Annotated in this window: 18 protein-coding genes; 9 read left to right on the forward strand and 9 right to left on the reverse strand. The window is 54.6% G+C overall.

Annotation, left to right across the window (positions count from 1 at the left end; all coding sequences use genetic code 11):
- Positions 1-53: 53 nt before the first annotated feature.
- Complete coding sequence (locus ACO0U8_RS15955) at positions 54-1319, reverse strand: glycoside hydrolase family 10 protein (RefSeq protein ID WP_421671287.1); 1266 nt, start codon at positions 1317-1319, stop codon at positions 54-56.
- A gap of 176 nt (positions 1320-1495) precedes the next feature.
- Positions 1496-1711, reverse strand: a complete 216-nt coding sequence (locus ACO0U8_RS15960; RefSeq protein WP_421671212.1) for a hypothetical protein — start codon at positions 1709-1711, stop codon at positions 1496-1498.
- Positions 1712-1953: 242 nt separating this feature from the next.
- Between ACO0U8_RS15960 and ACO0U8_RS15965 the strand changes: the two genes are divergently transcribed.
- Positions 1954-2289, forward strand: coding sequence for a hypothetical protein (locus tag ACO0U8_RS15965; protein ID WP_056779774.1), 336 nt, complete (start codon positions 1954-1956; stop codon positions 2287-2289).
- Between the two features lie 238 nt (positions 2290-2527).
- Here the strand turns inward: ACO0U8_RS15965 and ACO0U8_RS15970 are convergent, their stop codons facing one another.
- Entirely contained in the window at positions 2528-3919 is a 1392-nt protein-coding gene (locus ACO0U8_RS15970; RefSeq protein ID WP_421671213.1) for an aldehyde dehydrogenase family protein, read from the reverse strand.
- Positions 3920-4020: 101 nt separating this feature from the next.
- Between ACO0U8_RS15970 and ptrR the strand changes: the two genes are divergently transcribed.
- Both ptrR and ACO0U8_RS15980 read left to right on the forward strand, forming a co-directional pair.
- Positions 4021-4899 carry a putrescine utilization regulator PtrR gene (ptrR, locus tag ACO0U8_RS15975; RefSeq protein ID WP_421671214.1) on the forward strand — a complete coding sequence of 293 codons (879 nt, stop codon included), beginning with the start codon at positions 4021-4023 and terminating at the stop codon, positions 4897-4899.
- A 449-nt stretch (positions 4900-5348) separates the two neighbouring features.
- Positions 5349-5762 carry an H-NS family nucleoid-associated regulatory protein gene (locus ACO0U8_RS15980; protein WP_122096830.1) on the forward strand — a complete coding sequence of 138 codons (414 nt, stop codon included), beginning with the start codon at positions 5349-5351 and terminating at the stop codon, positions 5760-5762.
- A 395-nt stretch (positions 5763-6157) separates the two neighbouring features.
- Here ACO0U8_RS15980 and panE read toward each other — a convergent pair whose 3' ends face one another.
- From panE to rhaS (ACO0U8_RS16005), 5 genes are all read right to left on the reverse strand, one after another.
- Positions 6158-7081 (reverse strand): 2-dehydropantoate 2-reductase, encoded by a 924-nt coding sequence (gene panE, locus ACO0U8_RS15985; RefSeq protein ID WP_421671215.1) that lies wholly within the window; start codon positions 7079-7081, stop codon positions 6158-6160.
- A 166-nt stretch (positions 7082-7247) separates the two neighbouring features.
- The gene (locus tag ACO0U8_RS15990; protein ID WP_421671216.1) at positions 7248-8270 is read right to left on the reverse strand and encodes an ABC transporter permease; all 1023 of its coding nucleotides are present in this window, start codon (positions 8268-8270) and stop codon (positions 7248-7250) included.
- Positions 8267-9280: an ABC transporter permease gene (locus ACO0U8_RS15995; RefSeq protein ID WP_122096827.1), complete on the reverse strand. Its 1014-nt coding sequence runs from the start codon at positions 9278-9280 to the stop codon at positions 8267-8269. The genes ACO0U8_RS15990 and ACO0U8_RS15995 overlap by 4 nt, the downstream gene beginning before the upstream one ends.
- On the reverse strand, positions 9277-10788 hold the full coding sequence (locus tag ACO0U8_RS16000) for a sugar ABC transporter ATP-binding protein (protein WP_414072306.1): 1512 nt from the start codon (positions 10786-10788) through the stop codon (positions 9277-9279). Before ACO0U8_RS16000 ends, ACO0U8_RS15995 begins: the two co-directional genes overlap by 4 nt.
- Positions 10789-10850: 62 nt before the next feature.
- Positions 10851-11843, reverse strand: coding sequence for a rhamnose ABC transporter substrate-binding protein (gene rhaS / locus ACO0U8_RS16005; protein ID WP_056779797.1), 993 nt, complete (start codon positions 11841-11843; stop codon positions 10851-10853).
- Positions 11844-12234: 391 nt separating this feature from the next.
- Here rhaS (ACO0U8_RS16005) and rhaS (ACO0U8_RS16010) point away from each other — a divergent pair, with 391 nt between their 5' ends.
- From rhaS (ACO0U8_RS16010) to ACO0U8_RS16025, 4 genes are all read left to right on the forward strand, one after another.
- Positions 12235-13053 carry an HTH-type transcriptional activator RhaS gene (gene rhaS / locus ACO0U8_RS16010; protein ID WP_056779799.1) on the forward strand — a complete coding sequence of 273 codons (819 nt, stop codon included), beginning with the start codon at positions 12235-12237 and terminating at the stop codon, positions 13051-13053.
- A gap of 202 nt (positions 13054-13255) precedes the next feature.
- Positions 13256-14695, forward strand: a complete 1440-nt coding sequence (gene aldA, locus ACO0U8_RS16015; protein WP_421671217.1) for an aldehyde dehydrogenase — start codon at positions 13256-13258, stop codon at positions 14693-14695.
- A gap of 75 nt (positions 14696-14770) precedes the next feature.
- Positions 14771-15352: an LUD domain-containing protein gene (locus ACO0U8_RS16020; protein WP_421671218.1), complete on the forward strand. Its 582-nt coding sequence runs from the start codon at positions 14771-14773 to the stop codon at positions 15350-15352.
- Between the two features lie 140 nt (positions 15353-15492).
- Entirely contained in the window at positions 15493-16569 is a 1077-nt protein-coding gene (locus ACO0U8_RS16025) for a hypothetical protein (protein ID WP_421671219.1), read from the forward strand.
- Positions 16570-16582: 13 nt separating this feature from the next.
- On the opposite strand, the gene ACO0U8_RS16030 is transcribed toward ACO0U8_RS16025, so the two are convergent.
- Positions 16583-17338 (reverse strand): alpha/beta hydrolase, encoded by a 756-nt coding sequence (locus ACO0U8_RS16030; protein ID WP_421671220.1) that lies wholly within the window; start codon positions 17336-17338, stop codon positions 16583-16585.
- Between the two features lie 373 nt (positions 17339-17711).
- Here ACO0U8_RS16030 and pqqU point away from each other — a divergent pair, with 373 nt between their 5' ends.
- Together pqqU and ACO0U8_RS16040 are read left to right on the forward strand one after the other, a co-directional pair.
- A complete protein-coding gene (pqqU, locus tag ACO0U8_RS16035; RefSeq protein ID WP_421671221.1) occupies positions 17712-19865 on the forward strand; it encodes a TonB-dependent receptor PqqU in 2154 nt (717 codons plus the stop codon).
- A gap of 157 nt (positions 19866-20022) precedes the next feature.
- Positions 20023-22422 carry a glucose/quinate/shikimate family membrane-bound PQQ-dependent dehydrogenase gene (locus tag ACO0U8_RS16040; protein ID WP_421671222.1) on the forward strand — a complete coding sequence of 800 codons (2400 nt, stop codon included), beginning with the start codon at positions 20023-20025 and terminating at the stop codon, positions 22420-22422.
- Positions 22423-22971 lie beyond the last annotated feature (549 nt).

Here is a 22971-nt window from a genome sequence, read left to right on the forward strand (position 1 = left end):
AGACGGCTTTTTTGCTATGCGGAAAACCAATGAGGCGCTGATGAAAAAGCCGGTCAGCTCCCCCAGCGACTTTTCAGATAACGAACCGCTTCCTGCGTCTGCGGCTGGTTGAGATAGTTCTCTCTGAAGAGAATGGTGCCCTGAATTTGGGGTACAGCGTCGTTTAAATCCAGCTGTTTTTTCAGTTCCGGCACGCCGCCGTTAACCATCCAGTCGGGTTCATTTTTTGAAGGTTCCCCGATTTTGTACAGCGCGATGCCAATATACAGGCGCGTGTGTGTCGGTTTGACCACCTCAGCCCACCAGCTTGCCAGTACGTCATAACGCGCGGCTTTGCGCGAGAAAGGCCAGTACAGCTGCGGGGCAATGTAATCAAGTAATCCCTGCTGAACCCAAAGGCGGGTATCGGCATAAGCTTCGTCATAGGCCGCTGCGCCTTGCGTGCGGGAACCGGCCGGATCGTGCGACTGATTGCGCCATACGCCAGCCGGGCTGACGCCAAATTCGACGTCCGGTTTGAGCTGTTTAATGGTGCGGGAAACCTGCTCGATCAACTGCTGGGTATTGTGTCGCCGCCAGTCCGCTTTAGAGGCAAACCCTTTTCCATATTTTTGGAACGTCAGGTTGTCGTTGAGGCTGGAGCCAGGGGATTCCGTATAGAAATAATCATCAAACTGCACACCGTCGATGGGATAACGGGACACCACTTCAGCGACAATGCTGGTGATCCAGTCACGTGCATCGGGGATGCCCGGGTCGAGCACAAAGCGATCGCTGGCGGTGCGGATCCAGTCACGATGCAGAACAAAGACACTGGCCGGGTTCAGGGTCAGGGTATTATTGAGTTCCGCCACGGTGGAAGGTTTGGTGTTAACCGAAACCCGATACGGATTAAACCAGGCGTGGACTTTCATGCCACGCTTGTGCGCTTCATCAAGCATGAACTGCAACGGATCATAGCCAGGATCCTGACCAATTTTACCGGTCATCATGTCTGACCACGGCAAAATTCTGGACGCCCACAGCGCAGTACCATCAGGTTTTACCTGGAAAAATACGGTGTTGATACCCAGCGTTTTCAGTTTATCAAGCTTATCCGTCAGCGCTTTTTTCTGCAGGCTGATGCGCAGGGCGGGGCTGCTGACATTGACGGAGGCCACCGGTGGCCAGTCCAGGCGAGAAACTGTGGTCAGCCAGACGCCGCGTACCGGTTCCTTATCGTGGTTGGTTTTACCCGGCAGGGGCTTGGTACTGACCGGCGGAAGTGGCGTAACCAGAGACTTCGGCGGTTTGGAAGAACAACTGGCCAGCAAAAGCATGGCAGCCACCAGTGCAATGCCATGCTTCACTTGTTTGAGGGGTAGAGCGCTGAGAGAGCAGACGATGGTAGACTCCGATTCTGTAAGGTAGTCGCTCGAAAGGAGACATTGTCTGTTTATGCCGCGTAAAGTCAATATCTTAGACACAGGGGTCACGCCCCCGCCGTGCCACTCAGTTATCCGAATCTCTTTTTAAACCTTTCCTTGCTGATTTTTCTCTCCATTTTGCCATTACAGCCTGGGCAAAAATGCTGCTTTTTCCCTTCTAATTCCCATGTGTAATATTTGCGTTTAAACGCGATATTGCACACATCGCACCGTCTGGGTTTTAACGCCGCGATAATGAATGAAATCAGAATCACCGCTCCAACTATCCATACAGACGTTTCCATAATAATGTCGGTTCCTTAATCCATGATGAAAACAAGAGATAAAACTGCGCCATAAACCTTACAAGAAAAGGGGGTATCTGTAATTACTCATCTTACTCACCTCTTTTGACTTCATACCTCGCCTTTTACCTGGTCACCATTGCGCACCCTGAGAAAGAATCGCCTATGTTTAACGTTCTGTTATCAGTTTTACGCTGTCCCGCAGGAATAACGCTTAAGCGGAAACACAGGATGGAAAGGCTATGCTCAGAAAAAAAACCAATGCCAGGCTGGACGAAGATATTTCGGTGCACATATTTACCGCGTCGGCGGGAATGGTTGGCGTATGTATTACGGTCATCGGGATTTTTCAGGTTATTACCACTCTCAGACGAGAAGGGACGCTGGGCGATGATTTGCTGGCAATTAACGCTATTTTGTATCTGGCTACCACAATCATGTCTTACTGGGCGCTGAGAACCCGCGGGCAGCGTCGTAATGTGGTGCTGGAAAAAGTCATCGACATTCTTTTTCTGGTCGCGCTGACCTTCACTACGGTCGTCGCGGGTGTCATTACCTGGGCGATGACCTTTACATGAAGCTCTCTCCTCTGATCCTGTATCCGTATTAACATTACGGCTGGCATCAGAGGTAAAACGTTTTTTAGATAAATCATCAGAACAGAGTGGTGAAATATCTGACACGCTGATCAGGGATTTATCTGTTTCATTCAAACCGGTTATTGGCTGCTGATGCCCGCAAAACGGCAGAGAGCGAAAGGATATAATCACAGGATGCTTCCATCCTGTGATTATTGGTCAGGGCGGGGGATGACGATTACTTGCGGTCGGTCCAGACGGTTTGCACGTTACAGAATTCACGTAAACCAAAGTGTGAAAGCTCGCGGCCATAACCACTTTTCTTCACGCCGCCGAACGCGACACGCGGATCCGATGCGCTGTAACCGTTGATAAAGACTCCGCCGGTTTCCAGCTCGCCGGTCATCTCATTTGCCAGATCCAAATCCGACGTGAAGATCGTCGCACTCAAACCAAATTCGCTGTCGTTTGCCAGCTCCACGGCATGCCGCGCATCACGCGCCACGGTAATGGCGGCGACCGGACCAAACAGCTCCTGACGGAACGCCGTCATCTCCGGTGTCACGTCGCCGAGAACCGTAGGCGTATAGAAGTTACCTTTACCGGCCATCTTCTCTCCGCCGAGCAGCAAGGTTGCGCCCTGCGCCAGACTGTCCTGTACCTGTTGATCCAGCTCATCGCGCAGATCGTAACGGGCCATCGGGCCGATGTAGGTGGCCTCGTCCAGCGGATCACCTGTCACCAGCGCCTGCGTTGCGGCGACAAATTTCTTCGTAAAGGCATCGAGCACGCCCGCTTCGACAATCATGCGTTTTGCGGCGGCACACACCTGCCCGGTATTTTGATAACGGCCTGCGACCGCAGCCGCCACCGCCGCATCCAGATCTGCGTCGTTAAGCACGATAAACGGATCTGAACCGCCGAGTTCGAGCACACATTTCTTCACCGCTTTACCCGCCAGTTCTGCAATGGCAGCCCCGGCGCGCACGCTGCCGGTCACGGTGACGGCGGTAACGCGACGATCGGCTATCAGCCCCGCCACGGCGGGCGTATCAACATTAATGACACCAAACGCACCGGCAGGGAAACCGGCTTTCAGCATCGCCTGCTTCAACCTATAGGTAGTGCCCATAACGTTCGGCGCCGGTTTTAGCAGAAACGTATTTCCGGCGAGCAGCGCCGGCACTGCGCCGCGAAGAATCTGCCATACCGGAAAATTCCAAGGCATGATCGCCAGAATCATCCCCGAGGGGCGGTAATGGATGTGCGCTTCACCGTTATCGACCTGCGTGGGTTCCGGTGCCAGCATGGCCGGGCCATGTTTGGCATACCATTCACACAGGCTGGCTGACTTCTCGACTTCCGCGCGCGCCTGTTTTACCGGTTTACCCATTTCAAGGGCGATCATGCGGGCGATGTCTTCACTGGCAGCCCGCAATTCAGCGGCCAGTTGCAGCAGATGCGTGGCGCGATTGCTGATGTCGACATTACGCCAGTGTTTAAAGGCGTCGCTGCCCTGAGAAACGGCGGCTTCCAGCGCCTGGGGTGAATCATAGGCGTAGTCAGCAAGGCGTTCGCCGTTGAACGGATTCAGTGAAATAGCGTGAGTCTGGGGAGTGGCCTGGGTCATTGATTTTTCCTCATCAGGAGTGATGGAGAGAGAATAACGGCTTGCGCGTTTCATTAAAAATGAATAAAAATGAACTTTCCTTTCATTTTTTGAGAATGGCTATGAATCTGTCACAACTGGAGATGTTCCGCGCCGTGGCCCAAACCGGCAGTATCAGCGCCGCCGCGCAGATTGTGCACCGCGTACCCTCCAATCTCACCACCCGTATCCGGCAACTGGAAGCCGAACTGGGCGTGGAATTGTTTATCCGCGAGAACCAGCGGCTTCGTCTGTCACCGGCTGGCCGGAATTTTCTCAGCTACAACAATCGTATTCTGGATTTGGTGGAAGAGGCGCGGATGTCCGTATCCGGCAGCGAACCGCAGGGCGTATTCGCGCTCGGGGCGCTGGAAAGTACCGCAGCGGTGCGCATTCCGCCGCTGCTCACGCGTTATCACCAGAAATTCGGCAAGGTCGAGCTGGCGCTCAGCACCGGTCCTTCCGGGGAGTTGCTGGAGAAAGTGCTTGAAGGGGAGCTGGAAGCCACCTTTGTTGATGGCCCTGTGCTGCATCCGGTGCTCGACGGTGTGCCGGTCTATCAGGAAGAGATGGTGATCGTCGCGCCACACGACCATCCGCCAGTGACCCGCGGTCAGGAAGTGAACGGCGAGATTGTGTATGCCTTTCGCGCCAACTGTTCCTACCGGCGGCATTTCGAAAGCTGGTTCAGGGAAGATGACGCTGCGCCGGGCAAAATCTATGAAATGGAGTCTTACCACGGGATGCTGGCGTGCGTTATTGCCGGTGGCGGGCTGGCGCTGATGCCGCGCAGTATGCTGGAAAGTATGCCCGGCAGCAGCACGGTCAGTTGCTGGCCGCTGGCGGAGAATTACCGTTTTCTGACGACCTGGCTGATATGGCGGCGGGCAAGTCTGACGCGAAATCTCTCGGAATTCGTGACCATGGCGTCGGAGATCAGCCCTCTGCTACCTGCAAAATAATTTGCCAGTCCAGCGCGAGTTTGAACATCAGGCAGCCCGCAAAGACGTAAAACAGGGTTTTGTACATGGTGAAAGGAACGACTCTTATGTGATTTGCGTCACATTCTAAGTCGGGAGATGTGAACTCTTCCAGCGGATTTTTCGCACATTCTGTGTTTAACATCTGGAAAAGGGGACTTTTTCCGGAAGCGGGGTTAAAAAGATAAACTCTCTGCGGAGAATGGCGATATAAGCAACATTATATCGGGCGCATCATTCACTCTGCGACACTATTAAAACTAAGAGTAAAAATTTCACTTAATGGAAATGTCAGTTAATACAAAGAAACAAACAGACAGAATATTGCGTAACAAGCTGTAATATTACGCTGGCGCAATTGATATAGTTATTTGTTTGTGTAGAATCAGACGCACTTTCAAAAAATAAACTCTCATACTGGCAGGAACATCATGGACAACGCATTAAACGTTTTGAATAATATCCGTACACTTCGCGCACAGGCACGTGAAATGCCTTTAGAAACACTGGAAGAAATCCTCGAGAAGTTGACGGCCATTGTTGAAGAATCTCGCGAAAATGTAAAAGCAGTGAGCGCTCAACAGCAAGAACGTAACGAGAAATTATCTAAATATCGCAAAATGCTGGAAGAAGACGGCATTGATATCGATGATCTGGTCACGCATCAGGGCACGAAAGAAACCACTAAAACCAAGTCTAAACGCCAGCCACGCCCGGCCATTTATCAATACAAAGATACCAACGGCGAGCAAAAAACCTGGACCGGTCAGGGCCGTACGCCATCAGCAATTAAAATTGCTCTGGATGGCGGTGCGACGCTGGAAAGCTTCCTGATCGCGCGTTAATGATACGACCGTATTACTGATGTTTCTGGGATTTCCTGTTTTGTTAACGCGAAACAGGAAGTCACGGATAACAATATTGCTCTTTCCTTACCCGTTTTTATTTTCAAAAATCCCAGTCTATTGAGTCACCTGATAATACTTTTCCTCTGCGCGTTGCGATCTTTTAAGATCCTTTCCCGTCTCTGAACACATCTTCACCAGTAAAGTAAATGTAAGTTTTTCACTGCCGCTTCTGCGTTTGCCGGATATTGTTATATGTGAATGATGACGAACTGGCTGAAATTTTGCATCCCTGTAGCCAGTGGGGTTTATTCAGAGAATGTGCTTTATATTATTAGGGGATAAGATAAGGATCGAAAAAATAGCCCGCTACGGGAACGGGCATCAGGAAAGAATTAAGCGTTCTGGCGGTTGTTCTGGTACACACAAAGATGGGTATATGCCGCCTGTAAAAGCGGAACATTTATTCCCACACGAATTGCGCGTTCTACCAGATCGCCGACAATCTGGTCTGCTTCTACCGGGTTACCCTGCGTCATATCGCGGTACATGGAGGAGGTTTGTTCAGAGAGTTTGTCGGTGACGGCTTCTTTGACTTTCGCCACTGCCGCCGCGCGTTCTGCATAACCGAACGCTTTCATGGTGGTCAGCGCTTCATTAACGATGCCTGTCGCAAACTCCGTGCCGCCCGGCGCAGACGCTACCTGACCGATATTGCCGTGCATGGTGCAGGTGATCGCGCCAAAACTGCAAAGTAAAAGCCATTTCTCCCACAGATCGGTCATGATCGTTTCAGACAGGAATGCGTCGAAACCCGCCTCTTTGAACGCCTGATCGACACGCTGAATGCGCGCGGTTTTTTCACCGGAGAGTTCACCGTAATAAATCTGGTGCATAGGGGTCATCTGGTGGATATGGCCGTCGGCATCCAGGGTCGCGTTGATTTTGCATAAACCGCCGAGGAGGGCGTGTTCGCCAAAACGCTGGCTCAGCGTTTCTATATGCTTCATGCCGTTAAGCACCGGCAGGATCATCGTATCTTCACCTACCACCGGCGCGATGTCCTTAATCGCCGCTTCCAGCCCGAAGCTTTTCACTGTCAGCAGGATCAGGTCATAAGGTCCGGTGAGTTGCGATGCCTGTAATACTGACGGCTGGAAATGGAAATCACCGTGCGGGCTGTGCACGGTCAGCCCGTCGCGCTGAACCGCAAGCGCGCGCTTTTCACGTAAAAGAAATGTCACATCCTGCCCGGCCTGCGCCAACCGCGCACCGAAATATCCGCCGGTCGCGCCCGCGCCCACAACGAGAATCCGCATATATATTCCTCCTGTTATAAGTCATTCAGCAATAAACCTTTGGTTTTAAACTACGGGAGGACGGCAGCGGGAAGCAAGTATTGCAGGGAGAAATAAATAATGTGGGGGATTATGGTCGGAGGACAATCTGCATCCCCGCCCGCAGGCGGGGATAACACACCTGGCGCTATTTCCCCCGCGCCAGAACTTTGCGGTACAGCACCGGCAGCGAAATCACCACGATCAGCATCGCGCCGACAATCACCGACATCACAATTCCCGGCACATTCAGCAGGCTGAGGCCGAAGGTCAGCAGGCCCATCAGGAACGCGGCGATAATCACGCCGGTCATACTGCCGGAGCCACCGAGCACGCTGACACCGCCGAGCACCGCCATGGTGATCACGCTCAGTTCCCAGCCGAGCGCCAGCGTCGGACGCGTGCTGCCGAGGCGCGAGGTCAGCAGCACCGACGCCAGCCCGGACATCACGCCCACCAGCACGAACAGCGTCAGGTTATGGCGTTTGACGTTAATGCCTGAATACCACGCGGCGACCGGATTGTTGCCGATGGCGTAAGTGCGGCGGCCAAAATTCGTTTTGTGCAGCAGGAAATAAAACACCGCGCCGAGCACCAGGAACAGCGCGAATTCAAACGACAGCGGCCCCCAGACATAACCCTGACCAAACCATGCAAAACTGGCCGGATACTGGTTGAGCGACTGGTCACCGAGCAGTACATAAGTGATGCCACGGAACAGGCTCATGGTGCCGATGGTGATGACGATAGACGACAGATTCAGCCGCGTAACCAGCAGCCCGTTGACCAGCCCGCACAGCAATCCTACGCTCAGCCCGACGCCGACCAGCGCCGGCGTGGGTAAACCCGCCTGCGCGCAGAACCCCATCACCGTTGAGCTCAGCGCCATGGTTGAGGCGACTGACAAATCGATTTCGCGGGCGATGATCAGCATCGCCATCGGCAGCACAATGATGGCTTTTTCGGTGAAGTTAAAGGTCGCGTCCGACAGATTCCAGATATTGAGGAAGTAGGGCGAAGCGAGGGCATTCGCGCCAAATACCAGCAGCGTGACAACCAGCAAAAAACCTTCCCAGCACATCAGGCGGCGGAAAAACGGCGTGGCGGCCAGGGTGGTTTTTTCTCCGGCGGCGGAATGCGGCGCGGTGCGCGATGCTAAGGTCTTGTTCATGATCTTACCCCGGTTTCAGTTCGCACAGGCTGGACAGCAGGAGAGTGACGCAGGATCAGCCGTCCTTTACGTTTATTGGCGCGTTCATTGAGGATCACCGCGATCACAATCACGCCGCCGGAAATCGCCATCTGCCAGAACGGCGACACTTCAATCACCGGCAGGGCATTGTTGATAACGCCGAGGAACAGCGCACCGAGCAGGCAGCCGACCACTGAACCGATGCCGCCCATGGTGCTGATGCCGCCGATAACGCACGCCGCAACAATCTGCAATTCAAAGCCGTTGGCTACATCGACATAAGCCACCGCGAAGCGTGAAATCCACAGATAGCCGCAGAATCCGGCCAGCGCGCCGGAAAGACAGAAGCTGACGAACTGCATTTTGCCCGCATTGATGCCGGTGTAATACGCCGCCGTCGCGTTGCCGCCTGCGGTATATAACGCGCGACCGGTGCGGCTGTAACGCAGGAAGTACGCCACCAGAATCAGCGCGGCAATCGCGCACCAGCCGAGCAGCGGCAGGCCGATAAAGGTCGCACGTGGCAGGCTGAGAAAATCCGGGCTCATCTGATGGGCGTTGATCCAGCCACCGTTGGAGAGCAGAAAAATGATGCCGCGATAAATGCTCATGGTGCCGAGCGTGACCACAATCGGCGGAATACCGACTTTCCACACCAGCAGGCCGTTAACCGCGCCCATCACCAGCCCGAGCAGCGTCGCCAGCACCACCAGCGACCACACCGGAATATCCGGGTGATGGAAGTTAATCAGCGCGACGATCATCCCGGTCAGTGCCAGATTCGCCGCCATAGATAAATCGATGCCTTTGGTCAGTAAAACCATCATCTGCCCGAGGGCGAGGATGATCAGAATCGAGGTATCGTTAAACATCTCCAGCAGATTACCGATGCCGATAAACTCCGGCGAACGCGCGCCCACGGCGAGCACCATCAGGACAATCACCACCGCCAGCAGCAGCTCGCGGTATTTCAGCAGGTTTCTGATCATGCTGCCTCCTCGCCCGCGCCGCTGGCGGCGCTGACAATCATTTCTGCGCTGGCTTCACCGGCCCTGAATTCCGCCACCATCAGCCCTTCATGCATCACGATGATGCGATCTGCCATGCCCATCACTTCCGGTAATTCGGATGACACCATAATCACCGCCAGCCCGCGCCCGACCAGTTCAGACATAAACTGATGCACCGCCGCTTTGGAGCCGATATCAATGCCTTTTGTCGGCTCATCGAGAATGATGATGTCCGGTTTCGTGGCCAGCCATTTGGCAATGACCACTTTTTGCTGATTCCCGCCAGAAAGCGTGCCCACCGCCTGTTTCCAGCTCGATGCCTTGACCTGCAACCGCCGGGCGTAATCATCCGCCAGCGCCCACTCTTTTTTGTCATTGAGTACGCCACGCGGATTGAGCTGGCTGAGCTGCGGCAGGCTGATGTTCTGGCTTATGGGTAAATCAATGATCGCGCCCTGTTTCTGGCGCTCTTCCGGCACGTACACAATCCCCGCCCGGATGGCCTGAGAAGGGCGGGAGAAATGCTGTTCTTTACCGTTGATCAGGATCTTGCCGCCGCCCGGTTGCGTAACGCCAAACAGCGCCTGCATCAGCTCGGTACGGCCAGCGCCCACCAGCCCGTAAAAGCCGAGGATTTCGCCTTTGCGCAGCGAGAAATTAATGCCTGAAAATTCGGTCGGATGGCTGAGGTTTTGCACCTCAAGCACCGTTTCACCCGGCGCGCAGTTCACTTTCGGGTAAGCCTGACTGACTTCGCGGCCAACCATCATGGTGACCATTTGCTGCTCGCTGATGTCGCTGATTTTGCCGGAACCGACATAGCTGCCATCGCGCAATATGGTGTAGTAATCGGAAATAGAGAAGATCTCGTCGAACTTGTGCGAGATAAACAGGATGGCTTTGCCTTCGTGTTTCAGGCGTTCCACAATCTGATAAAACTCAACGATTTCATGCTGAGAAAGTGCGGCGGTCGGTTCATCGAGGATCACCACCTGCGCATCAAACGACAGTGCGCGGGCGATCGCCACCATATGGCGCTGCGCAATGCTCAGGTCTTTCAGCGTGGCGCGCGGATCGATGTTCACTTCCAGGCGGGTCAGAATGTCGCGCGCCTGCTGATGCATCGCCGGCCAGTTCAGGCGTTTGAACAGCCCGCCGTAAACGTAGTGGCCGACGAAGATATTTTCGGTAACGGAAAGCTCGTCAAACAATACGGTTTCCTGATGAATGGCGGTGATCCCGACTTTGTGCGCGGATTCCGGCGTCGGCAGTTTGATCGGAATGGCTTTGTAACGCAGTTCACCCTCTTCCGGCTGATAAATTCCGGTCATGACTTTCACCAGCGTCGATTTCCCCGCGCCGTTTTCGCCAATCAGGGCGGTGACTTTTCCCGGATATAAATCCACATGCACATTGTTCAGTGCCCTGACGCCCGGAAAGACTTTGCTGATGCCTTTAAGTGATAAAAGCGGTGTGGTATCGGTCATAGATGTCCCCTGACGAAGCACAACAAAACGGCTGACCGCAGACCGGCCAGCCGCATTCAGGATCAGAATATTTTAGAGAATTTGTCGATGTTGCTGGCGTCGTAAACGAACGGTTCTGCCATTGCGCCGCTGCCGTCAGCGTCCAGTTTGACTTTGCCTAAACGGCCCATGCTGGCTTCGGTTTTGGTGGCGGTGCCTTTGACTAAATCGTCAGCCAGATAGGTGGCGGCGTAACCCAGATCGATCGGATTCCAGATGGCGAAGCTTTTGGTCGCGCCGGATTTCACGGCACCGGCCATTTCAGACGGCAGCCCCAGGCCGGTCACGTACACCTTGCCGATTTTGCCCTGATCTTTCACTGCCTGCGCCGCCGCCACGATACCCACGGAAGACGGAGAAATAATCACTTTCAGATCCGGATAGGATTTCAGCAGGCCGATGGTTTCACGGTAACTTTTATCTGACAAATCATCGCCATACGCAACGGTCACCAGATTCACCGAAGGGTATTTCGGCAGCACCTTTTTCATCTCCGCAATCCACAGATTCTGGTTAGTGGAGGTTGGGGTGGCGCTCAGGATAGCCACGTCGCCTTTTTCGACGTTCAGGGCTTTCAGCGCGTCGGCGGCCAGTTTGACGTTGGTTTCGCCGATCAGCGCATTGTTAGACGGATTCAGGTGGATCTGACGGCCGTCTTTGGCGACACCGGAATCCCACGACACCACTTTAATGCCGCGCTGCATGGCTTTTTTCAGCACCGGCACTAACGCATCCGGGTCATTGGCGGAAACTGCGATGGCATCGACACCCTGCGCGATCAACCCGTTCAGCACTTCGATCTGCGCTTCGGCGGTGGTTGTCGTCGGGCCGGTATAAATCACTTTCACGTCGCCCAGTTCTTTCGCGGCCTGCTGTGCGCCCACGTTGGCCGCTTCAAAAAATCCGTTGCCCAGTGATTTCGCGACCAGTGCAATTTTCACTTCTGCCGATGCCGCGCCTGCCAGCAGGATACTGCTCGCCATCAGGGTAAGGCTCAGTACGTGTTTTAATTTCATTGTTTGTACTCCGCATAGAGTTTAACGACCAAAAGTTGCCGACGCGCCAGGCGCATGATCACGACTCTAGGAGGTTGCTGATAAACTGACCTTTCCGCGAGTGCCAGTTCTAAGCCAACTATGGCAAAGGTGCAAAGGTTTAAGAGAACAACCTCACAAATTGATAACAATGTTGTGGCGGGCAACGCAAACGGTCAGAAAAACACAGGTTTTGGATGCAGAAAACCCGCACTAAAATCAGGCGTAAACCTGCGTCGCACAGCGGATTTCGCAGGATCAGAGGCAGAAAGAAAGGTTTTGTTCAAAAGCGGCTGATGGGTCACAGTTTCAGCCTGATGCGAGGGGGCAGCGACGACTAAGATATTACGATAATGTTAATAAGGAGTCGCAAATGACCGTGTTACGCAGTAGCGAATATTTTGCCTCAGGAGATTTCCCGGTCGCCATTGAACCCCGTTATCCGCAGGAGACGTTTCCTGAACATCATCATCAGGATTTCAATGAAATAGTGCTGGTCGAACAGGGCACCGGCACCCACGTTTTTAACGATCAGCCGCTGCTGCTCAGCGCGGGCAGCGTCTGTTTTGTGCGCCACCGCGATCATCATCTCTACGAAGACACCGACAACCTGCACCTGACCAACGTGCTGTACCGCAGCCCCGAGGCTTTCCGCTTTCTGAATGGGCTTGGCGATCTGCTGCCGCAGGAAGTCGATGGCATTTATCCGGCGCACTGGCGTATCAATCCCGGCCAGATAGCGCAGGCAAAAACGCTGATCGACCTTCTGGCGCGCAAACCGGTCCGAACGTCACCCGAGTCTCAGGCGCAGCAGGAACTGTATTTTATGCAACTCTTACTGCTGCTGCGAAAAGGCAGCCGTGAGGTGGGATACAGCGGGCAGGGCGGTGACCTGAATAATTTACTCGACTGGATGAATGAGCATTACGACGAAGAGATCGACTGGCCGGTGCTGGCAGAAAAGTTTTCGATGTCGCTGCGCACCCTGCACCGGCAGATGAAGCAGCAAACCGGCTGCACGCCGCTCAACTATCTCAACCGACTGCGCCTGCTCAATGCCCGCAACCTGCTGCGATTCACCGACAGCTCGATCACTGACATTGCGCATCAGTGCGGCTTCTGCGACAGCAACTACTTCTCCACTCTCTTCAAACGTGAATTCGGCTACGCTCCCCGCAACGCGCGTTTATGATCCGCAGTCGTTATCTCCAATTTGCAAAAATGTTACGTCGGGCAGTCCGACCATGACATTTTTGCCATTTCCCACGCCGTACTGGCAGTGACGGAAAGGTAAAACCCGGTCGGATAGAACAGGCTGTTAAAACTTCACAAAAAAGAACTTATTTTTTAACAACTCGTTCATCACCTCTATCCGTACTTTGGAGACTCCAGCTATGGGCACAGTTCAGAAACGTATGTACATCAACGGCGAATTCGTTGAAAACACCGGCGGAAAGTGGATTGACGTAGTGAATCCGGCGACAGAACAGGTGATTTCGCAGATCCCTGAAGGCTCGGCAGAAGATGCCAAAAGAGCCATTGATGCCGCTGAAGCGGCGCAGCCGGGCTGGGAAGCGCTGCCTGCGGTGGAACGCGGCGTGTGGCTGCACAAAATCGCCGCCGGTATCCGCGAACGCGAAGCCGAGCTGACACAAACCATCATTGCCGAAGGCGGTAAAACCTACGGCCTGGCACAAACCGAAGTGTTGTTCACGGCGGATTATCTGGATTATATGGCGGAATGGGCGCGCCGCTATGAAGGCGAAATCATTCAGAGCGACCGGCCAAACGAAAACATCTTTGTGTTCCGCAAAGCCATCGGTGTGACCACCGGTATTTTGCCGTGGAACTTCCCGTTCTTCCTGATCGCCCGCAAAGCGGCACCGGCGCTGATCACCGGTAACACCATCGTGATTAAACCGAGTGAAATCACCCCGAACAATGCGGTGATCTTTGCTGAGATCATTCACCACATCGGCCTGCCAAAAGGCGTGCTGAACATTGTCACCGGCTACGGCCCGACCGTCGGGCAGGAACTGGCCGCCAACCCGAAAGTTGGCATGGTCAGCCTGACCGGCAGCGTGGCGGCGGGTATCGCCACCATGACCGCTGCGGCGCAAAACGTCACCAAAGTTTCGCTGGAGCTGGGCGGCAAAGCGCCCGCCATCGTGATGAACGACGCCGATTTAGATCTGGCGGTAAAAGCCATCGTCAGCTCGCGCGTCATCAATACCGGGCAGGTGTGTAACTGCGCCGAACGTGTCTATGTGCAGCAAGGCGTCTACGACGAGTTCATTTCGCGCCTCAGCGCTGCCATGAAAGAAGTGACCTTCGGCAACACTGCGGAGAAAAAAGAGCTGGATATGGGGCCGCTTATCAGCGCTGCAGCATTACAGCGCGTGGAAGACAAAGTGGCGAAAGCTGTCTCGCAGGGCGCGAAAGTGCTTCTGGGCGGTAAGCGTGAGGGCGGCACCGGCTTCTTCTACCCGCCAACGTTGCTGGTGGATGTGAAGCAGGAGATGCCGATCATGCACGAGGAAGTATTCGGCCCGGTGCTGCCGGTCGCGACGTTCAACACGCTGGAAGAAGCCATCACGATGGCGAACGACAGCGAATACGGCCTGACGTCGTCGATTTACACCAGCAATATCAATACGGCGATGAAAGCGCTGAAACAGCTGAAATTCGGTGAGACTTACATCAACCGTGAAAACTTTGAAGCGATGCAGGGCTTCCATGCGGGCTGGCGTAAATCGGGTGTCGGCGGCGCGGACGGTAAACACGGCTTGCAGGAATATCTGCAAACCCACGTAGCCTATCTGCAATTCCATTGATCATTTAACCCTCTCCGCCGGAACAGGATCGCCTGTTTCCGGCGTGAGGTGACTTCTACCAGACAAGGACACGCCATGCGCCGCAGCGATTTTCTGACCGCCATCCGCCAGCATAAATTCATTCACGCGCTGTTCCCGGCGGAAGATTCGCAGCCCGATCCTGTGCAGGCTTTTGCGCGCGCGCTGACCCTGAGCGGCGGCATCTGGGATGATCATTTTTTGCAGACACCGCTGACGGGCTATACTACGCTGAACGCTTACCTGCACGAACTGTACCCGGCAGATTCCCTGTTTTGTTCCGCGACACCGGAGATTATCGCGGACATCGATTTTGACGCCCGTACCCCGGCGGCCGCGTTGAAAGACGCGGATGTCGGCGTGGTGCGCGCCTGTTTTGGCGTCGCCGACACCGGTGCGATTTTTCTCAGCGACCCCGCGCTTGCGGTAAACACCCTCAGCGCAATGGCGAAAAACCTGGTGGTACTGCTCGACGTCAAACATATCGTCGCGCATCTGCACCTCGCCCACCGTCAGCCGCAGCCCTTTAATGCCCGCTACGCCATTATGATCACCGGCTCCGCCGCGACAGCCGACAGCGAAAGTGCGCTGATGCTGGGAGCAAAAGGGGTGACGAATCTGCGGGTGATCGGGATCTGACCTCAAAAAACCGCAACATCACCTGTCCTGCCCCGCTCAAAATAACTCCCCTAAATAAAAGAAATCCTATCTGATACAATCAGTAAATCGATGTACATCGGGCATGCCCTGAATATTTCCTGTGAGTGAGCGCGACAACCATGAGCGTGATACAAAGCCTTATCAAACAAGCCTTTGGCACCGGCAACGGTCACGAAGCGGCCACTTTCCTCGCCAGCGCCTGCAACCGCATGAAGGCGATGGATAAAATATCCATCGCCCGTGAAGTGGAAAGCGCGCTCAGAGGCGTCAGTTTCAGCCGTGCCGAGGCCGATAAAGCTAAAGTCAAAACCGTTTTTAAAGATACGGCTGTCACCGTCGAAAGGCTCGCCGCGCTGGAAAAACAGGTGCGCAGCCTGACGCATGAACTGGCGGTGGCGCGGAACAAAAGCGACGGTGGCAGCCCTGAAGAGCTGGCCCGGCTGCAAGGGGAGTTGTACCGCCTCAACACGCGGGTCAGTGAACTTCTTAACCAGTCTGAACGCCTCAAAAAACAGCACGCCGATGAACTGGCGCTCATGCGCTCACGCCAGCGCGCGGCGGGCAATTCCACCTCGGCAGAACTTGACGCCGCCAACAGCCTGATTGCCTATACCGGCAGCCAGATGTCCGCCATGGCGGCGGCACGCGACAGCCTGCAACAGCGGTTAACCGCGCTGGAAACGGAGTCTGAACGTCGCCTGCGTGACGAAGAAGATAAACGCCATGCCGCCAACCGTCGTGCAGACGGTAATTACGCACTGCTGGGCCAGCAAAAAGAGCTGACCGCCGAAGCCAACCGTAAAATCACCCAACTGCGGGTGAACCTGAAATCACAAGAGTACGAAGGGCAATCGGCGAAGAGCGAGGCGGCAAAACTCAATAAACAGATCGCCGAACTGATCAGCGAAAACAACCGCTTAGCGGCGCAATCTCAGCATCATGAAGCGCAGTGCGAAAGCCTGAACAACGCGCTCGGGCGAACTCAAAAAGAGCTCGCCGCCTGTAAAGCACAAAAAGGACGTTTCACCCGCTGGATCCACATTCCCAGCGCCATCATGGGCCTCGCCGTGGTCGGCCTGGTGATGTACACCGATGACCACACCGGGCATCTGTCAGACAGCCTCACCCCGGCTGCATTTTTGGGGTGTGTGGTGTATGCCCTTTCGCTCATGATTGCTTTCACCCGCAGGGCGTAGAGCGGGGGAAACCTTACTTCACCCCCATTGCCGCCTGCTCAATCAGGGCGGCCACTTCTTTCGGATGTGATTCATACACTGAATGGCTGGCACCGGCGATTTCGACGGTGTGGCTGTGTGCGCGTTTGGCGTACATCCGCTCTAAATCCGGGTTAATGATTTTGTCGGACATGGCCACCATGTACCAGCTGGGTTTCACTTTCCATGCCGGGTCAGAAATGTTGGCGGTGAAGACGCTGGCGGAGGTCAGCATCTGCGCCTTAGCTTCGAATTCCGCCTGTTTACGAGGCAGGTCGGCCGCAAAGTCGGACGGGAAAACCGCCGGGTTGATGTAGAGGAATCCGTCCGGCGTTTTGACAAACGGGTGCGCTGAGTTGGGGAATTTCTTACCGTTGGTCGCTTCCGTTTCACCATTATCCAGCGCGTGCGCCGCGATATACACCAGCCCCGCCACGTGCGGGTCATTTCCTGCTTCCGTAATGATCGCGCCGCCGTAGCTGTGGCCTACAAGGATCGCCGGGCCATTTTGCTGATCCAGAATGCGCCTGGTGGCCGCCACATCTTCCGGGAAGGAAGTCAGCGGTTCCTGCACCAGCGTCACCTTATAGCCATCGTGCGTCAGGATGTCATACACCGGACGCCATCCCGAGCCGCCCACAAATGCGCCGTGCACCAGCACGATATTTTTTACCGGAGCCGCCATCGCCGCCTGAGAAGCGAATGCCGCCGCAGCGGCTACTATTAATGTTGAAGCTAAACGAAAACGCATGGCAATACCTCATGGAGTTTCTGAAACCGGGGGTGAGGTGCCACTGTGGGCGTCTGGCTCTGTCAGGGGAGTGACGGGCGGATGACAAAAACGACATTGATTGCCGGTTGTTTCCATCTGCGCAGATAACAGGCTGCCGCGCGCGCAAAGATCGCCCGCCATGTACCTTGCGTGCGGAATTTTGTTAAAAAGTTATATTTGTAAAGTTGCGTATGTACTAACAGGAAGAAAATAACTATAGTTAGCGCCTTCCTGATTCTCCATCAGATTGATGGTTTTTTGTCTACTCCTAAAGTCTAAAAGTGAGATGTGCATCGTATTTTAACGCGGCTCTCCGCTCGCACTTTTAGCTAACAGAAAAAGAACGCCTAAAGTGAACGCCAAAACCTCTGCTTTTATCATCACCTTTTTGTCATTTTGTAGCCCGGTTTCAGTCAGTTACGCACTCTCTGCTACCGATACGCCGAAAAGTGACACTGACGACGCCTCCGACTCATCTTCACTGATGATCATCAAAAAACAGGGCACCGGTGGCCTGTCCGAGCTGGACACCCCGGCAGCGGTCAGCGTGATCGACGGCGACGATTTCAGAAACAGCAAAGCGCAGGTCAATCTCTCCGAAAGCCTCGGCAGCGTGCCGGGTTTACAGGTGCAGAACCGCCAGAACTATGCGCAGGACCTGCAACTTTCCGTGCGCGGGTTCGGCAGCCGTTCCATGTACGGCGTGCGCGGCGTGCGGATTTACGTTGATGGTATTCCGGCGACCATGCCGGACGGGCAGGGTCAGACGTCGAATATCGATCTCAATTCCGTTGAGCGCGTTGAAGTGCTGCGCGGGCCTTTCTCGGCGCTGTACGGCAATGCCTCCGGCGGCGTGGTGAATGTGGATACCCAGACCGGTTCACAGCCCGCGAAACTGGAAGCAGGCACGTATTTCGGCAGTTACGGATCTTTTCGTAACAGCGTGAAAGCCAGCGGAGCGACCGGCGACGGCACCCACGCAGGCGATGTGAATTACCTGATCTCCGGCTCCCGTTTTACCACTGACGGTTACCGCGACCACAGCGGTACACAGAAAAATCTCGGCAACGGCAAACTGGGCGTGCGCATTGATGATGACAGCACCCTGACGCTGATGTTTAACAGCGTCTCCGTCGATGCCAACGATCCGGGCGGCCTGACAGAATCTGAATGGCACGATGACCCGAAGCAGGCCAAGCGTGCCGATCAGTACAACGCACGTAAATCGCTGGATCAGACACAGGTCGGGTTGCGCTATCAGCGTCAGATGGGTGAGAACGACGAATTCAGCCTGATGACCTATCACGGCGAGCGCCACACCACGCAATACCAGACCATTCCGGCCGCCTCGCAGAAAAATCCGCTTAATGCGGGCGGGGTGATTGTCCTTGAGCGTAAATACTCCGGTGTGGATACCCGCTGGAAGCATGACGATCAAATCGGCTCGGTGCCGTTCTCGGTCACCGGCGGGCTTGATTATGAAACCATGACCGAGCGTCGCTTCGGTTATGAGAATTTCGACAGTCAGGGCGATCTGGGCGTGAAGGGCAACGAACGTCGTAATGAAAAGAACGTCATGTGGAACCTCGACCCGTATCTGCAAACGACGTGGAACCTGACGCCGCGCTGGACGCTGGACGTCGGCGCGCGTTACAGCACGGTCAGTTTTGATTCGCAGGATTACTACGTTACCGGCAGCAATCCGGATGACAGCGGTTCGCGCCGTTATCACAAACTGCTGCCGATGGCGTCCCTGAACTATGCCGTGACCCCTGCGCTGAACACCTATATTTCAGCCGGTCGTGGTTTTGAAACGCCGACCATCAACGAACTCTCCTACCGCACCGACGGCAACTCTGGCCTGAACCTGGGGCTGGAACCTTCCACCAGCAACACCGTGGAGCTGGGCAGCAAATGGCGCGTGGGCAACGGTTTAGTCACAGCGGCAGTCTTCCAGACGGATACTGATGATGAGCTGATCGTGGCGCAAAGCGTCGGGGGTCGTTCAAGTTATACCAATGCCGGTAAAACCCGCCGTCGCGGTCTGGAACTGTCTTTAGATCAGCAGTTTGAAGAAAACTGGCGCGTCAAGATGGCCTGGACGCTGCTCGATGCCACCTTCCGTAATGAAACCTGCGGATCCGGCGACTGTACGCCAGCGGGCAACCGACTTCCGGGTATTGCCCGCAACATGGGCTACGCTTCACTGGAGTGGGCACCGGTTGATGGCTGGCACGCCGGCGCCGATGTGCGCTACATGAGTGACATTGAAGTGAATGACGAAAACAGCGAGCAGGCACCGGCTTACACCGTCGCCAGCGTGAATGCGGGTTACCGCTTCAACTGGGACAAAGTGACCCTCGACCTGTTTACCCGCGTTGATAACCTGTTCGACAGAAACTATGTCGGTTCGGTGATCGTCAACGAGGGCAATGGCCGTTACTTCGAACCGGCACCTGGCCGTAATTACGGTGGCGGGGCGACGCTTTCTTACAGTTTCGAATAAATTCAGTTTGTAGAACCACGCAGTGCTGCCCGTGACCTGCACTTTTTGAAGTCGGGCAGCACACGCAAGGAATGACACCCGGTGAGAACCGGATGTTCTTGAAGATTCGGCTTACGCCTGAATCGACGATTATAAAAAATCAGTAAGGTCATCAACTATGGAAACGAAAGCCTCGTTATCACGCATCGTCGTCATAATTACCGCTTTGTTCGCCGCGTTAAGCGGGATTTATCTTCTTGTCGGCGGTATCTGGCTGGCAAAATTAGGTGGTTCTCTTTATTACATTATTGCCGGTGTTATCTCGCTGGTCACCGCGTGGCTGTTGTACCGCCGCCGCTCTTCCGCCTTATTGCTCTACGCGATTTTCCTGTTCGGCACCACGGTGTGGGCCGTATGGGAAGTGGGCACAGACTTCTGGGCACTGACGCCGCGTTTAGACGTCACCTTCTTCTTAGGTCTGTGGATCCTGCTGCCGGTGGTGTACAACCAGATGCTGGCGAAAAACGCTTTCGCACGCGGTGCGCTGGCGGTATCCCTGCTGTTCACCGTGATCGTGCTGGGTTACTCCATCTTCAACGACCCGCAGGTGATCAACGGCACCCTTAAAGCGGCGGATTCTGCGCCGGCAAAATCTGAATCCGACATTCCTGATGGTGACTGGCCTGCTTATGGCCGTACTCAGGGCGGTACCCGTTACTCGCCACTGAGCCAGATCAACGATAAAAACGTCAGCAAGCTCGACGTGGCCTGGACTTTCCGTACCGGTGACCTGAAGACCCCGAACGATCCGGGCGAAATCACTGACGAAGTCACGCCAATCAAAATCGGCGACATGCTGTACCTGTGTACGCCGCACCAGAAGCTGTTTGCTCTGGATGCCGCGACCGGTAAAGAGAAGTGGAAATTCGATCCGCAGCTCAACTCCAACCCGACGTTCCAGCACGTAACCTGCCGTGGTGTGTCTTATCATGAGACGACGCCAGCGGCGGAAGGTAACGCCGCGAATGGCGCAGCGCCTGCTGTCTGTTCACGTCGTATCATTCTGCCGGTCAACGATGGCCGTCTGTTTGCGCTGGACGCTGAAACCGGCGCACGTTGCCCGGCATTCGGTAACAACGGTGAGCTGAACCTGCAAGGCAACATGCCTTACGCGACACCGGGTCACTACGAGCCAACCTCACCGCCAATCATCACTAAATCAGTGATCATCGTGGCCGGTGCGGTTACCGATAACTACTCAAACCGCGAGCCTTCAGGCGTTATCCGTGGCTTTGATGTGGAAACCGGCAAACTGCTGTGGGCCTTCGATCCGGGTGCGGCTGAACCGAACAAAATCCCTGCGGATGGTCAGCACTTCACGCCGAACTCCCCGAACTCATGGGCGCCTGCGTCTTATGATGACAAACTGGATCTGGTTTACCTGCCTATCGGCGTGGCAACACCGGACATCTGGGGCGGCAACCGTACGCCGGAAATGGAACGTTACGCGAGTGGCCTGCTGGCGCTGAATGCGACCACCGGTAAACTGGCGTGGTTCTACCAGACTGTTCACCATGATCTGTGGGATATGGACGTGCCTGCACAGCCAACGCTGGCAGATATCACTGACAAGAGCGGCAACAAAGTTCCTGCGATTTATGTACCGACCAAAACCGGTAACATCTTCGTGCTGGATCGCCGTGACGGTAAGCTGATTGTTGAAGCCCCTGAAAAACCTGTTCCGCAAGGCGCAGCGAAAGGTGACCACGTTTCTCCGACTCAGCCGTTCTCCAAACTGACTTTCCGTCCGGAAGCGAAACTGACCGGTAAAGACATGTGGGGCGCAACGATCTACGACCAGCTGATGTGTCGTGTGATCTTCCACAAACTGCGTTATGAAGGCACCTTCACACCGCCATCCGAGCAGGGCACTCTGGTGTTCCCGGGTAACCTCGGTATGTTCGAGTGGGGCGGTATCTCTGTGGACACTGACCGTCAGGTGGCTATCGCTAACCCTATCGCACTGCCATTCGTGTCTAAACTGATCCCGCGCGGTCCGGGCAACCCTATCGAGCCAGATGCGAACGATAAGGGTGGTTCCGGTACTGAAACGGGCATTCAGCCACAGTACGGCGTGCCATTTGGCGTGACGCTGAACCCGTTCCTGTCTCCGCTGGGCTTCCCTTGTAAACAGCCTTCATGGGGTTACATCTCCGGCGTTGACCTGAAAACCAACGAAATCGTGTGGAAAAAACGTATCGGTACCGTGCGCGACAGCTCACCGTTACCGCTGCCGTTCAAAATGGGTATGCCGATGCTTGGCGCGCCGATTTCTACCGCCGGTAACGTGTTCTTCATCGCAGCGACCGCAGATAACTACCTGCGCGCATTCGATATGAGCAACGGTGACAAACTGTGGGAAGCCCGTCTGCCAGCAGGCGGCCAGGCGACGCCGATGACATATTCTGTGAACGGTAAACAGTACGTTGTTATCGCCGCAGGCGGTCACGGTTCGTTCGGCACCAAACTGGGCGATTACATCATCGCTTACGCACTGCCAGACGCTGACGCGAAATAATCAGCCGTCATACGCTTTGAAATGTGAAAGGCCGCGAAAGCGGCCTTTTTTTATGGGCGGTCAGGCATAAAATAAGGGATGATTCGCAGAGTATTCCTGAGTGAATCCCGTCAGCACCGCCGACTTTCTGAAAGAGTTACACCGCTTAACATTCACCCGGTCGCACTTTGCATGGAGACATTTTCGCTCTGCGCGCGCACTGCCGCTCACCATGAGGCGGCGGATGCGGGTTTGTGTCAGTTTTATATAAGTTTTTTATAAAGGTGATATTAATAAATTTAATCTATAAAAATCATTTCCCGCCTAATTATATTTTCCTGATATCAATTTATTCACGCCCACTGAACAGTATGCGTATTTTAGACTGGCAATCTTTCACGGTTTAGCTATAACTCTTAAGGCAAATTACTTAAGAATCTTCTTAGATGCTCATCATTTTTAGTGACATGTCCGCATGCCGTTCAGGCATCTGAATTGTTGCAGATCTATTTCGCGCCGGGCTGTGCAGGGTGCGGGGATATATTTTATTACGTGAAAAAATTAAAACCT

The sequence above is a fragment of the Rahnella sp. EDr1-12 genome (assembly GCF_049206505.1).
GTDB classification, from domain to species: domain Bacteria; phylum Pseudomonadota; class Gammaproteobacteria; order Enterobacterales; family Enterobacteriaceae; genus Rahnella; species Rahnella rivi.